Genomic DNA, 13,883 nt, shown 5'->3' on the forward strand with positions numbered 1-13,883 from the left:
TCCTCCGTTGACCGAGGAAGCACAACAACTGCAGCCGATGATGGCGGTCCGGGGCCGGCTCGCGGGCACGGAGCTGAAGGCCCTGGCGAAGCAGGGCCATTTCGCCGTCGACGAGAGCACCGGTGAAGAGATGATCCGGTCACTCCAGGGAGTGATCGACAGTCTCGAAGAGCGCTGGAGTGCGCTGACCAAGCTGCAGAAGACGCCGCCGATGAGCTCCACCGCGACCGCGCGCTGGGTGTCCGAGCACATGCACGGCACCGCGACGGACGCGCAGGGCCTGCTCACCCAGCTCGAAGCCGCCCGCGCCGAATTCCCGACCTACGTCGAGGCGATCGAACTCGCCAAGCGGAACTACCGGGAACGCGACGACGAGAACCGGCGCACCCTGACGCGGATCGACACCGAGATCTAAGAGGAGAGACCCGTGACGGAATCCGCGGAGAAGACCGCGAAGGTCTCCGATCCCCAGTCCGAGGAGTACAACCCGGACGACCCCTTCTACGACGTCACGGCCGACTCGTCGTCGGCCTATTACGTCGGGCCGCTGGCGGACGAGGCCAAGTCCGGTGACGAGATCCGGGCCGGGGCCTCGGCCGGGACGGACCTACTCTTCACCATCCTCGGCTGGGGCGACACGGCCCTCAACGGCTTCAAGGACATCTTCACGCAGAAGATGTACGAGGCACAGCTGGACAAGGCTCGCGAAGGTCTCGACAAGGATCTGGAGATCCGCAAGCCCGGCGAGCCGCCGTCCACGGTCTGGGCCAACGCCACCCACGAGCAGATGCAGGCCGCGATCGCGGACAACGCGGATCCGGCCGCGGTGGGCGAGACCTCCGAAGAGTGGGTCCGGGCGGGCAACGACCTGGCCACGCACCAGCGCAACCTGGCGAAGGCGATCAACGCGAGCACGGCCAACTGGGAGGGCGAGGGCGGCGACGCGGCGCGCGAACACCTTGCCGGTGTCGGCAAATGGCTCGGCGCGACCGCGAACGGCGCGACGCTGGCCGGACGGCAGCAGCAGATCCACTCGCAGACCCTCAACGAGACGCAGAAGCTGATGGCGGCGAACCCGCCGGTGGCGTTCAGCGTGCAGGAGGCCAACGCCAACCTGCAGAAGATCACCGACCCGCACGTGTACATGGCGCAGCTCGGGAAGGACCTCTCGACCTTCAAGAAGCAGCAGGACGCGCGGGACCAGGCCGCGAAGGTGATGACCGACTTCGACAGCACGGTCGGCTCGGCGATCGCCACCCCGGCGTTCCCCGCCCCGCCGAAGCTGCCGACGATGCAGGCGACCCGGCAGTTGCAGGGCACGCCCATCGGCGGTGGCGCGGGTGCGCCCGCCGGCACGCTTCGCGACCGCATGGCGGCCGAAGGTACCCCCTTCGAAGCCGGCTCGGACCGTACGCGCCCGGACGGCCTCGTCGCATCGATGGACGGGACGCCGCAGGGCGGGGCCGGTGGTCCCGGCGGCGTGTCGCCGTTCAACTCGCCGACCGGCGGACCGGGTGGCGGCCCCGGCGGAGGTCCTGGTGGCTTCCCCGGCGGCGGTGGCCCCGGTGGTGTCGGTGGTCCCGGCTCCAGTCCGGTCATGCCCAACATCGGCGTCCCGAACGGGCCGACCGGCGGCGAGGCCTACAAGCCGGCGGCGTCGACGGGCCCCAACCTCCCGAACATGCCCAAGATCGACGACAGCACGCGGACCACGGGCTACACCCCGCCGTCCGTGACGCCGCCGTCGTTCACCCCGCCGAACATCCCCATCCCGGAGAGCGGCGGCCCGCGGCCCGGTGGCGGTCTTCCGTTCACGCCGCCGAACATCCCCATCCCGAACGGGCCCAACGGCAACGGGCCCACCAGCGGCGGGCCGAGGCCGGTCCTGCCGAACATCCCGCCGATGCCGCGTCCCGGCGGTATCGGCGAGCGGCTCACCGGTCCCTCGTTCCCGGACGGCAACTCCTACAAGGGCACGCCGTACAACGCGCCCAAACTCGGCATGCCGAACATCCCCGGCGGTGGCGGCACCGGCGGTACCAGCGGCTTCGGCGGCGGTAGCGGTGCCGGCACGGGCGGTGCCGGTGGCGCGGGCGGCGGAGGTCTCGGCGGGGCCGGCCGGGCGACGGGTTCGCTCGGCATGGGCGGCGCCGTCGGCGCGGGCGCGATGGACGCCGAAGCGGCCGCGGCTCGTGCGGCAGGCTCCGGTGGCAAGCCGGGTACGCCCGGCGGAATGGCCCCGATGGGCGGCATGGCCCCGGGCGCCGGCAAGGGACAGGGCCAGGAGGACAAGGAGCACAAGGTCGCCGACTACGTCGAGTCCGACGACCCGTCCTTCTTCGCCGCCGACGAGGTCGTGGCGCCGCCGGTGATCGGCGACTGGAAGAACAAGGACTGGAAGTGACGGCTTCGTTCGAGGTCGATCCGGACGACCTGACCGCGCACGCGAGCCATCTCGAAGGGCTCGTCGACCGGCTGAACACCGCGCACGGCGCGACCGGTTCGGCGATGTCTTCGGACGCGTACGGCCTGCTGTGCGCGTTCCTGCCGCCGATCGTCAACCCGGCGGGCGAACGCGCGGCGGAGACGATCAAGGCGGCCGCGGAAGGCATCCAGGCGACGGCGGACAACGTCCGCACCGCGGCCAAGTCCTATGTAGACGGTGACAAGACCAACGCGGAACCGTTCAAGGCGGACTTCAAGGCCTTGGACATCGGAGGAAAGCAGTGACCGGCGGCAACGAGCTCGGCGAGCTCATGCTGGACCCCGACGAGGCCCAGCGCAAAATGGACCGATGGGCCGCGGGGCTGGAAGAGAAGGCCCAGCGTTACGCGGCCGCGCAGGAGCGGACGGAGCAGCTGCGGCTCACCGCGTCCAGCTCCGACGGCGCGGTCAAGATCACCGTCGGCGCGGACGGCGGCGTGACGGACATCGAGTTCGGGAACAAGGCCAGGACGTATCCGCTGGAGGAGCTGTCGCGGCAGATCCTCCAGACCATGCACAAGGCGCAGTCCGGGATCGCGGGCCAGGTCGCCGAGGTCATGCAGGAATCGCTCGGCGACGAGGACCAGGAGACCAGGGCGCTGATGATCGGCACCCTGCGCAGCCGCTTCCCCGAGATGGAAGAGGAAGAGTCTCCGGACACGCCCGCTCCCCCGGCGTCGTCCGCCGACACGCCGCCCCCGCCGCAGGCGCCTCGCGACAAGCGTCACGAAGCGCCGGACGACGAGGAAAATTCGCCCTGGTGAACTCCTCGTCCCTGAATCACGAGGAAGGTCGTCGTGGGTAACCCGCTTGTCGCCGAAGTAAAGGACTCGACGAAGGCGTACACCGGCTCGTCGCTGCTGGAGTCGGCGTTCGAACTGAAGTCGGCCATCGAAAGCGGCGACTGGGCCTCGGTGGCGCTGGGCGCGGTCGGGACCGCGCTCGACGCGCTGTCGATGGCGATGGACCCCTTCGGCGCGATCCTCGCGAACGGCGTCGGCTGGCTGATGGAACACGTCGGCCCGCTCAAGGAGGCGCTCGACGCGCTCACCGGCAACGCCGACGAGATCGCCGCGAACGCCGAGACCTGGAAGAACATCGCGAACGAACTCGGCGAGGTCGGCGCGGATCTGGCCGGGATGGTCTCCGCCGATCTGCAGAGCTGGACCGGCACCTCGGCCGACGCCTACCGTGCCCAGGCCAAGGACACGGTCACGCTGCTGGAGTCGGCGAAGGCGGGTTGCGAAGGCGCCTCCAGCGGGGTGAAGACGGCGGGCGAGGTCGTCGCCGCCATCCGCGCGCTGGTGCGCGACATCATCGCCGAGCTGATCGGACATCTGATCAGCTGGGCGCTGCAGGTGCTGTTCACCCTCGGCATCGGGCTGACCTGGGTGGTCCCGCAGGTGGTCAACGCCGTGGCGAAGACCGCGAGCAAGATCGCGAACCTGACGAAGAAGACCGTCAAGGCGCTGCAGGCGCTGATGCCGCTGCTGAAGCGAGCGGACGACCTGTTCGACAGCGCGGCGAAGGCGCTGAAGAAGCTCCAGCCGGGCAAGGGCGCGCCCGCGCCGAAGCCGAACAAGCTGGACGAGGGCACGACGCCCAAGGGCAGCCCCGACGGTGGTGGCACGACACCGTCCGGCGCGGGACCCGGCAAGAGCGATCCGCCGCCGGTCAAGTCGGATCCGCCGCCTCCGCCGAAGAACGAGACCCCGGACGGATCGACCACGCCGTCCGGCTCGCCGCCACCACCGCCCAGGGACCGCGGCGCCCCGAAACCCGAGACGAACAACCGGATCAAGGACAACGAAACCACCCCGGGGGACCGCGTCCCGCCCAAGGACCGCGGCGGCTGCGGCGACCCGATCGACGTCGCGACCGGCTCGATGATGCTGACGCAGGACGACGTCGTGTTCGCCGGCGTCCTCCCGCTGACCGTGTCGCGGACGCATCTCTCGTCGTACCGCCTCGGCCGGTTCTTCGGCACCTCATGGGCGTCCACTGTGGACCAGCGGATCGAGATCGAGGACGACGGCCTGCATCTCGCGCTCGCCGACGGGACACTGCTTTCTTATCCTGTCCCGCTTTCCGGCCCGGTCCTCCCGGAATTCGGGCAGCGGCTCCCGCTGTCCAAAGTGGACGACGGCTACGGAGTGATCACTCCGGACGGGATGCTGTTCTTCTCCGGGCCCGGGGACACACTTCCCCTGCGCGCGATCGTGGACGGCGACGGTCACCGGATCTCCGTGCACTACGACGACAACGGCGTCCCCCGGGAACTTGAGCACTCCGCGGGTTACCGCCTGCTCGTCGAGTCGAAGGACGGGCTCATCACCGCACTTCGGCTGCCCGGCGCGGAAACCGCGCTGCGGAGCTACCGGTACGACGAGCGGCGCCGCCTGGTCGAGATCGCCGACGTCGCCGGTCAGCCCTTGCGGTTCACCTACGACGCCGAAGGCCGCATCGTGCGCTGGGAAGACGTCAACGGGCGCTGGTACGGATACGGCTTCGACTCCGAAGGCCGCGTCGTGCGGGCGCAGGGCACCGGCGGCTTCCTCGACGTCGACATCGAGTACGACCGGGAGAACCTGGTCACCTCGGTCACGAACTCGCTCGGGCACGTCACCCGGTACCAGCTCGACGAACTGCACCGGATCGTCGCGGAGACCGATCCGCTGGGCAACACCACGCGGTCCGAGATCGACCGCTTCGGCAAGCTGCTCAGCCGCACCGACGCCTTGGGCCGCACCACGCGGTGGGAGATGGACGAGGACGGGAACGTCGTCACCGTGCTGCAGCCCGACGGCGGCCGCGCGCTCGCCGAGTACTCCGCGCCGGGCCGCTGGACCAGCAGGACCGGGCCGGACGGCGCGGTCTGGCGCCGCGAGTACGACGAGCGCGGAAAGCTCGTGCTTGCCACGGATCCGACCGGCGCCGTCACCACCTACGGCTACGACGACGCGGGCAACGTCGCGGTCGTGACCGACGCGCTCGGCGGCGTCACCCTGATCGAGTCGAACACGGCGGGTCTGCCGGTCGCCGTCACCGACCCGCTCGGCGCGGTCACCCGGTACACCTACGACGAGTTCGGGCAGACCACCTCGATCACCGACCCGCTCGGCGGTGTCACCCGGACGAAGTGGGACGGCTTCGGTGAGATCGCCGAGCAGATCGATCCCGACGGCTCCGTGTGGCGCTGGAATCGCACCACGGCGGGTTCGGCCGACGAAGCCGTGGACGCCCGCGGGCTCGCGGTGCGCACCGAATACTCGCAATTCGACCTGCCCACCGCCGAAATCGGCCCGGACGGCGATCGACTGTCCTATGTGTACGACACCGAGCTGCGGCTGGTGTCGGTCACGAACGAACACGGTCTCACCTGGCGCTACGACTACGACCCTGCCGGGAACCTGGTCGGTGAGACCGATTTCAACGGGCGCACCACCCGCTACGGCTACGACGCCGCCGGGCAACTGGTGTCGCGCACCAACGGTCTCGGGCAGACGGTCACCATCGAATACGACGCGCTCGGCAGGGTCGTCGGCCGCCGTGCGGGCGACGACGTCGCCACGTTCACCTACGACGGCGCCGACCGGATGACCTCGGCGCGCAACGCCCATTCCGAAGTCACCATCGCCTACGACGCGCTGGGCCGGATCGTCTCGGAAGCGCTCAACGGCCGGGCCGTCCGCTCGGAATACGACGCCATCGGCCGTCGCGTCGCGCGGCGCACCCCGTCGGGCGCCGAGTCCTTCTTCGCCTACGACGCGGCGAGCCGCCCCGTCGCGCTGCGAACCGCTGGGCGCACCCTGCGGTTCGAGTACGACCCGGCGGGCCGGGAAGTGGCGCGGCGGCTGGACGGCACGCCGGTCGAGCTGCGCCAAGGCTGGGACGCCGCCGACCGGCTGATCTCGCAGACCGTGTCCACCGGCCGGGGTGTCGTCCAGCACCGCGAGTACGGCTACCTGCGGGACGGACTCGTCTCGTCGATCGCGGATTCGCTGTCCGGGCCGCGCTCGCTGCGGGTCGACCGGGCGGGCCGCGTGGTCGACGTCCATGGTCAGGGCTGGCGGGAGAGCTACGGCTACAACCTCGCGGGCGCGATCACGCAGGCCGGCTGGCCTGGCGCGGATCCGGCCGTCGGACCGCGGCGCTACCAGGGCACCCTGATGACCGTCGCCGGGGCGACGTCGTACCTGCACGACGCCGAAGGCCGCACGATCGCGCGCCGCGAACCCGGCCGCGCCTGGACTTATCAGTGGAACTCCGACGACCGGCTGACCGGCGTCGTCACTCCCGACGGTGAGCGCTGGCTCTACCACTACGACGCGCTCGGACGGCGGATCGCCAAGCAGCACCTGGACATCCAGGGCCGGATCCTCGAACAGATCGACTTCACCTGGGACGGCTCGAAGCTCGCCGAAGAGATCCGCGGCGGCACCGCCGTCGTCTGGGACCTGGAGCCGGGCACCGACCGGCCGATCACGCAGATCGAACGGATCCCCGGCCAGGACGCCCGCTTCCACGCCGTCGTCACCGACCTCGTCGGCTCACCGACCGAACTGCTCGACGAATCGGGCGATGTCGCCTGGCATCTGCACACGTCGTTGTGGGGCAAGGTGCTCTCGCCGCCGGGGCGGGCGTACACGCCGTTGCGCTTCCCCGGCCAGTATCACGACCCGGAAACCGGGCTGCACTACAACTTCAAGCGCTACTACGACCCGGCCACCGGGCGGTACCTCTCGCACGACCCGCTCGGCCTCGAACCGGCGTCGGACTCGCTGGCCTACGTCGGCAACCCGACGGACATGATCGACCCGCTCGGCCTGGCACCGACGAAACCGAAGACGGGCACCTGCGGCAAGGGGACCCGCGGGGGCGGCGGCAAGACGAAGTCGCCGGGAAACCGGGTCACCAAGCCGAAGCCGACGCCCGGACCGAAGAAGCCGCGGCGCCCGCCGCAGAGCTACCTCGACGGCACGCACGGCGCGAAGAAGCGTGAACAGAACCGGCTCACGGCGAAGTACGACAACGAACTCAAGGGCGACGGCCGGGAGAAGGTCTCCGGAGATTCCCACGAGTCCGAGCACCCGGTCCCCTACGAGGCGATCGGCCGTGGCAGTGGCGGCGCACGGGGTTCGAGTCACGAGCAAAAGGACCTGGAGAACCACGCTTGGGCGTATCAGGAGGCCAAACCCGCGCACTCGTCGCATATCGGTACCGGTAACAAGGGCGACCAGGACCTGACGGAAGGTTCGGCGAACCCGAGCGGCTTCAAGAACAGCCAGGAGTACCGCGACTCCGAGCGCAACGCGCTGGAAGGCGGCGACCCGAACACCGCGATCCAGCTCAACCAGCTCGACTACGCCTTCCGGGACGGGTTCAAGAACACCGACGGCACCCTCGACGGCAAGATCGCCGACGACTCGTACCACAAGATGATCGACGACGCGCACGCCAGCGGGAAGGGCCTCACCTACTCGACCGGCCCCGGGACGACCGCGACCACGCCGCCGCTGTCCAGCCACGACGTCAAGGAACTGCACATGGCCCGGGACACCATCCGGGACGGGGACTGGCCCGAGGAGATGAAGCGGCAGAACCGCGAGACCTACGAGCAGGAAGTCGATCGGATCCACGACAACTACCCGGAGCCGAGCGCGGCCGACCGGGCGAAGTACCAGACCGGCGAGGGCGGCTGGGGCGACCTGGATTACGGCAAGAAGGACCCGAACGCGATGGACGTCGACTGACGCATTTCGGTTTTCGCGTGACCGAGGATGACTGCCGCATGGCCTTCGTCTTGGGGACTTGTGTCGTGATCACGGTCGCGCAGGGGTCGCGTCAGTTCGGTGGCGAGCCGCCCGCCACGGCTTCTGACTGTCCACAAGGGACTCTCGGCCGGATTGCGGCGCCCGATTTGAGCACTTTGCACAGTATCAAGCGGGGGTCGTGAGTGGCAATGGTCGCTCTAACGCTCTTTTTCACTCACGACCTCCGCGAGAACCGGACATCGTTGCACCAATCGGGCGCGCAATCGGCTAGATGTGTCCTTTGTGGACACTTCGTGACGGGGTCGGGCCGTAGGTCGGTCCGGGACCCTGTCGTCCAGGGTGGCCATCTCATTGCGAAGTCGGCGAAGACGGCCTGCGCGACAGGGGTTCGTCCACGCCACGTTTTGACTTGCGGCTCAATAACCCATACAGGCATCAAGCAGGCGCTCGCCGCCCGGTGAGTGCCCGCATCCAGAGGACTGAATGCGGGTCGTCAGGCGGCGGCGAGGGCCACGACGCGGTTCCGCCCGCTGTTCTTCGCCTGGTAGAGCGCGGAGTCGGCGACGTGCAGCAGCCGTTCCAGCACGGTCCCGCCGGACGGGTAGACCGCGGCGCCGATCGACACCGAAAGTCCCCGCACGACGCGCGGCCCCGTTGCGGTGGCGACCTCGACCTCCAGGGCCATCACCGCCCGCCGCACGCGCTCGGCCACGGGGAGCACGTCGGTCTCCGTCGCGCCGGGAAGCAGCACGACGAACTCCTCGCCACCGAAGCGGCCGACGGAGTCGTAATCGCGGACGTGCTCGGAGATCGTCTCCGCGACGACCTTGAGCACGACGTCTCCGGCGAGATGCCCGTAGACGTCGTTGACCTGCTTGAAATGGTCGAGATCGAGCATCAGCACGCCGAGTTTGCTCTTCGCCCTGGCGGCCGACGTGAGCTCCCGTTCGCTCAGCGCGTGCCACGCGTGCGCGTTCAGGACACCGGTCTTGCCGTCGATGTTCGCCGCGATCTCCAGCTGCCGCACCAGCACACTGCGGTGCAGCACCAGCACCGGCAACAGGACGAATGGGACGAGCGCGGGCGCGTGCACGATGCCGAGCGCGGTCGAGGTCCCGAGCACCAGCGTGGTGATCTCGAGCAGGTTGTCGTCGCCGGTGCCGAACAGCGAACGCGGCGCCCTCGCCCCGGTGTGCAGGTACACCGAGAGCGCCACGATGAACGCGTTGACCACGGTGAACACGGCCGCCGCCTCGACGATCTTCAGCGAGCCGGCGAACCCGACGGGCAGACCGTTCCACCCGGAGACAATGGCCCCCGAGGCCAGGCAGGAGATCACGATGGCCGCCGCGCAGTACACCACGCGATACGCCGGGCGGTGGCTCATCCCCCGCCACACCCGGAGCCAAAGATGCAGGTAGATGAGCAGTCCCAGGGCCAGCGCGAGCCCCTGCGGCAGGACGAGCACCCCCGCGAACGTCCACACCGAAGTCATGTTGATATGCGGCCGGTCACAAAGCGTGCGCCGTAACCGTTCCACCGAACGCGAAAGCTCGGCCTGCAGGACGGCGAGGCCGAGCAGTGATCCAAATCGGACGAATTCCGTAGTCTCGTAGTTCGATCGGAGCAGGGCGATTACGGCGACTGCCGCCGCAAGTCCTTCCACCACAAGAAAAACCGCGGGCACTCCCCGTGGTCCGGACCATAAGTCCCAGTTTCGGACCCAGGCTCTCAGACGTGTAGCGGTCCCTTCTCCGGCGAGTTCCGCATCCCCCATAATCATCGTCACCGGTCCCCCTTCCGTACACAATTCAATGTATCCGAGGTAGTACTGAGGGTGGCTCGAGTCAATTCCGGAACACACAGATGGAGCAGTGGGAGGGAGGACCATCATGAACGGTCGCGAGGACTGATCCCACCAATTCAGCCGGTCCGGCTCCCGGCCGGGAGCCATACATCGGGTCCGGTGGCGATGGCGCGTTTCCAGGCCATCGCCATCGGCCCCGCCGTGGCCACGGCGACCGTCGCGGCCACCCCGACGGCCACGAACGGACCGGTCAGCTGGGCGAGACCGCCCGCGAGCATGATCCCGATTCCTTGCACGGTCACCAAACTCGTCGAGGTCAGGCCCATCACCTGCGCCCGGACGCCGTCGGGCACCGCGCGGGCCATCAACGCGACGGCCTGCAGGTGGTACGGCGCCGCGAAGGCCCCGCTGAGCCCGATCAGCACCAGGCACACCGGCAGTGGCGGGCGAAAGAAGAGAAAGACCAAAGGAACGACGGATGCGATGGCGAGAATGCCGACCATTCGCGTTTTCCGTCGCGCCGGAACCCATTTCGTGAAGATCCACGATCCGATTACCGAACCCACCGGATCCGCCGCGAGAATAAATCCGACCGCGAATGTCCCCGCCCCGAGGCCGACGGCGAGCGGCGCCGCGAGCCCTTCCGGCGCGATGGCGAACCCGGCGAGCATCTTCAGCCCGAAGAGCACTCGGATTCCTTTGCCCTGCCACAGTTCTCTGGCACCTTCACCACTGAAAGCCCGTGCCACCCGGCTTTTCACCGAAGATTCCGTGGCGACGGGCGTCCGGCGACGAACCCCTGTGGACACCAGCAGCGCCGAGACCACAAAGGTCACCGCGTCGATCACCAGCCCCCAGTAGGGCGTCACGAACCCGATGACCAGCCCGCCACCGCCGAATCCGGCGAGCTGTGCCGTTTGGATGGTGATCGTGCGGACGGCGAGCCCGGCGATGTACCGGTCTCCTTCGAGGACGTCCGGGAGCAACGCGAGCTGTGCCGCCCGAAAGGGGCCGCCCGCCATCGTCAGGATCACCAGCAGCCCGGCAAGCACCGAGAGCGGCATCCCCGGCACGGCCATCAGCGCCGCGAGCGCCGCGCGCAGCAGGTCGCAGACGATCATCACCGTTCGCCGCGGATACCGGTCCGCCAAACCGGCGAACAGGGTGCCCCCGATCAGCGTCGGCAGGTACGTCAGGCCGTAGGTGAGCCCGGTCAGCCCCGCCGACGCGGTTCTTTCCCAGACCAGCACCGACAACGCGACCCTGGCCAGCTGGTCACCGGCCTGCGAAAGCGCCTCCGCCGCCCATAAAGCCCGGAACTCCCCGACCGCGAAAGCGGCCTTGAACGTGGTGCTCCGAGCGGAATCCCCCTTCTCCATGAGCCCCTCCCCTTGGCTCACGGTAGTCGATCACTTCCGCAGTGTCAGCGTCCATCCGGCCCACGACATCCGTCAGCGTCCACTGTGGACGGACAGTTTCGCGTGGTCCGCGGCGGCGCGGGCGAAGGCCTGGACGAGCGGATGCGGCCGGGTCCCGTCGCCGGCGAGTTCCGGTTGGAACAGCGTCGCCAGGAAGAACGGGTGCTCCGGCAGTTCCGCGATCCGCGCGTCGCCCTCCCCGTCGAATCCACTGAAGACGACCCCGTTCGCCGCCAAGGTGTCCAGGTGCCGGGCGTCGAGACCGTACGAACAGTGGTACCGCTCAACGGAACGGTCCACCCCGAGGACCCGTGCCGCGAGGGTGCCCGGCGTGACGTGGACGGCGCCCTCGTGCCCGACGAGCGAACAAGCGAGCGGGACGATCAGCCGGTCGGCCGCGTCCGGCGTGTTCTCCCCGTGCCCGATCCCGTCGAGGCCGCAGACGTTCCGCGCGAATTCCAGCAGCGCGTGCTGGAAACCGGCGCAGGTGCCGAGGAACGGGATGCCGTTCTCGCGGGCGGCGCGCACGGTGTCCACCGCGCCGGCTTCGGACCGGTACGGGCTGCCGGGCACCAGCCAGACGCCGTCGAAACCGGTGAGGTCGCCGGCGGCGTCGGTCGGAATCCAGTAGGCGTCGAGTTCGAGGCCGTCACGCTCGGCGAGACGCGCGAAGAGCGTCGGGATCCGGACGTGGGAGCGGACGCCGTCCGAACGGTCGCCGACCAGGGCGACGCGGGCTTTCTGTGTCATGCGGCCATCCTGACCCGCGAACCGAGTTCAGCGCCAACGATGATCCGTGCTGGTTCGATAAGCGATACTGATGACCATGGAGACCCATCTGCTCCGCACCTTCGTGGCCGTGGCGCGCGGCGGCTCGTTCTCGCGGGCCGCCCGCGACCTCGGCTACACGCAGTCCGCGATCTCCCAGCACATCGCCACGCTCGAACAGGATCTCGGCACCACACTGCTGACCCGGCGGCCCGTCGCGCCGACCCGGGCCGGGGAACGTCTCCTCGAACACGCCGGTCCGCTGCTGACCCGGCTCGACGCCGCCCGCGCGGATCTCGCCAGGCTCACCGCGGCGCCCACCGGCCGGGCCGTCCTCGGGCTGACCCCGCTGTCGCTCACCGCCGAAGTCTCCGCCGCCCTGCCGCGCGGCGCCGAATTACGCGTCCTTGGCCGCGAAGCCGTCCTGACGGAGGTCGCGGCGGGCGCGCTGGACCTCGGCCTCGTCGACGGGATGACCGCGCCGAGCGATCCGCTGCCGCTGCCGGACGTCGGCCCGCTCACCACCGCCGTCGTCGGCGAACGCCCGCTCGCGGTCGCGGTCCCCGCGGACCATCCGATGAAGGGACGGGCCGTCCGGCTGGCCGAACTCGCCGACGCGGGGTGGATCGACGCACCGGACACCGCGATTCCCTTGGAACGCTTGAGGAAAATCGCCGCGACCGACGGGTTCCGCGGTCGGCTGCGGTACACCGGGACCGACGTCCGCGGCCTGCTCGGCCTGGTCGCCGCCGGTCAGGGGCTGGCACTGCTCCCGGCGGACGTTCTCACCGGCGTGAGCACGCTTTCCCTGTCCTCGCCGCGTGTGGTGCACCGCACCGAACTCGTGCACGGCGACCCCGGCGAGGGCTCCGCGCTGGCCGCCGCGCTGACCGGTCAGCGGCCGTAAGTCATCATTCCCTGCGCCATCTCCATCGCCAGCGAACTCGCCACGACGGGATCCATCATGCTCCGGAGACCGTCGGCCGCCTTGTCGCGCGTTCCGGTGTCGGAACGCGGCTGCTCCGGCGGTTTGGTCTCGGCGGGCGGCAGGGCGACGACCTGCTCCTTGGCGGCCTTCTTTTTCGTCGCGGGCACCTGCTGTTTCACGGTGACCGGGACGTAGACGGTCACCGGGGCGGCCTGCGGCGCGGGCTGCACGGGCTGCGCGACCGGCGGCGCCTGCTGGGTCGCCACGGCGGGCAGCGGCCGCTCGGGCAGGGCGGTTTCGCCGACCGGCTCGACGGCGAAGGTGCCGGCGAACCAGCCGATCGCGAGCAGCGCCACGCCCGCCCCGCCGACCAGCCAGGACCGGGCGCGACGGTGGATGACGACGGCCTTGGGCCGCAGATCCTTGTCCACGACCGGTTCGCAGACCGGGGGGCGCACCGGCATCGGCTCGGGCTCGGGTTCGTTCTCCGGGCTGCGCCGTCGCTTCGGCAGGCTCGCCGCGATGATCCCCGTCCGGTCGAGGAGTTCGACGGTCTCGACAGGCGCGGAGAACGCGTCGGTCGACGGACGGCGCTGGGCGGCGCGCGGCATGGGGACCTCCGGAAGCGGAATCACGAACTTGAGCATTGTGGTGCATTTCCGACGCCGCCGTAAGTAATGCACCCCGATCGAGTTATCCCGAGC

At 69.6% G+C, this 13,883-nt stretch carries 10 protein-coding genes; 6 read left to right on the plus strand and 4 right to left on the minus strand.

The features are described 5' to 3' along the window. Positions 1-7 precede the first annotated feature (7 nt). Genes DMH01_RS21570 through DMH01_RS21590 form a run of 5 tightly spaced genes read left to right on the plus strand, consistent with a single transcriptional unit; the run spans position 8 to position 8,237 of the window. Entirely contained in the window at positions 8-415 is a 408-nt protein-coding gene (locus DMH01_RS21570; RefSeq protein ID WP_125679073.1) for a hypothetical protein, read from the plus strand. A 12-nt stretch (positions 416-427) separates the two neighbouring features. Further along, positions 428-2,404, plus strand: a complete 1,977-nt coding sequence (locus DMH01_RS21575) for a hypothetical protein (protein WP_125679074.1) — start codon at positions 428-430, stop codon at positions 2,402-2,404. Next, positions 2,401-2,730 carry a type VII secretion target gene (locus DMH01_RS21580; RefSeq protein ID WP_125679075.1) on the plus strand — a complete coding sequence of 110 codons (330 nt, stop codon included), beginning with the start codon at positions 2,401-2,403 and terminating at the stop codon, positions 2,728-2,730. The genes DMH01_RS21575 and DMH01_RS21580 overlap by 4 nt, the downstream gene beginning before the upstream one ends. Then, a complete protein-coding gene (locus tag DMH01_RS21585; protein ID WP_125679076.1) occupies positions 2,727-3,248 on the plus strand; it encodes a YbaB/EbfC family nucleoid-associated protein in 522 nt (173 codons plus the stop codon). The genes DMH01_RS21580 and DMH01_RS21585 overlap by 4 nt, the downstream gene beginning before the upstream one ends. A 33-nt stretch (positions 3,249-3,281) precedes the next feature. Continuing rightward, positions 3,282-8,237: an RHS repeat-associated core domain-containing protein gene (locus DMH01_RS21590; RefSeq protein ID WP_125679077.1), complete on the plus strand. Its 4,956-nt coding sequence runs from the start codon at positions 3,282-3,284 to the stop codon at positions 8,235-8,237. Positions 8,238-8,751: 514 nt separating this feature from the next. Here DMH01_RS21590 and DMH01_RS21595 read toward each other — a convergent pair. From DMH01_RS21595 to DMH01_RS21605, 3 genes are all read right to left on the minus strand, one after another. After that, positions 8,752-9,927, minus strand: a complete 1,176-nt coding sequence (locus tag DMH01_RS21595; RefSeq protein ID WP_125679078.1) for a diguanylate cyclase — start codon at positions 9,925-9,927, stop codon at positions 8,752-8,754. A gap of 254 nt (positions 9,928-10,181) precedes the next feature. Continuing rightward, positions 10,182-11,444, minus strand: coding sequence for an MFS transporter (locus DMH01_RS21600; protein WP_125679079.1), 1,263 nt, complete (start codon positions 11,442-11,444; stop codon positions 10,182-10,184). Positions 11,445-11,516: 72 nt separating this feature from the next. Then, positions 11,517-12,233, minus strand: a complete 717-nt coding sequence (locus tag DMH01_RS21605; RefSeq protein ID WP_125679080.1) for a hypothetical protein — start codon at positions 12,231-12,233, stop codon at positions 11,517-11,519. A gap of 76 nt (positions 12,234-12,309) precedes the next feature. Between DMH01_RS21605 and DMH01_RS21610 the strand changes: the two genes are divergently transcribed. Next, a complete protein-coding gene (locus DMH01_RS21610) occupies positions 12,310-13,158 on the plus strand; it encodes a LysR family transcriptional regulator (protein ID WP_233621630.1) in 849 nt (282 codons plus the stop codon). On the opposite strand, the gene DMH01_RS21615 is transcribed toward DMH01_RS21610, so the two are convergent. Beyond that, positions 13,146-13,814: a hypothetical protein gene (locus DMH01_RS21615; protein WP_370323528.1), complete on the minus strand. Its 669-nt coding sequence runs from the start codon at positions 13,812-13,814 to the stop codon at positions 13,146-13,148. The genes DMH01_RS21610 and DMH01_RS21615 overlap by 13 nt on opposite strands. Positions 13,815-13,883 lie beyond the last annotated feature (69 nt).

The organism is Amycolatopsis sp. WAC 04182 (assembly GCF_003947465.1).
In the GTDB taxonomy this organism is placed as follows: domain Bacteria; phylum Actinomycetota; class Actinomycetes; order Mycobacteriales; family Pseudonocardiaceae; genus Amycolatopsis.

Bases quoted from the DNA above. Each gene is read 5' to 3' on its own strand.
- DMH01_RS21600 (WP_125679079.1), bottom strand. From the start codon at position 11,444: ATGGAGAAGGGGGATTCCGCTCGGAGCACCACGTTCAAGGCCGCTTTC.
- DMH01_RS21605 (WP_125679080.1), bottom strand. From the start codon at position 12,233: ATGACACAGAAAGCCCGCGTCGCCCTGGTCGGCGACCGTTCGGACGGC.
- DMH01_RS21610 (WP_233621630.1), top strand. From the start codon at position 12,310: ATGGAGACCCATCTGCTCCGCACCTTCGTGGCCGTGGCGCGCGGCGGC.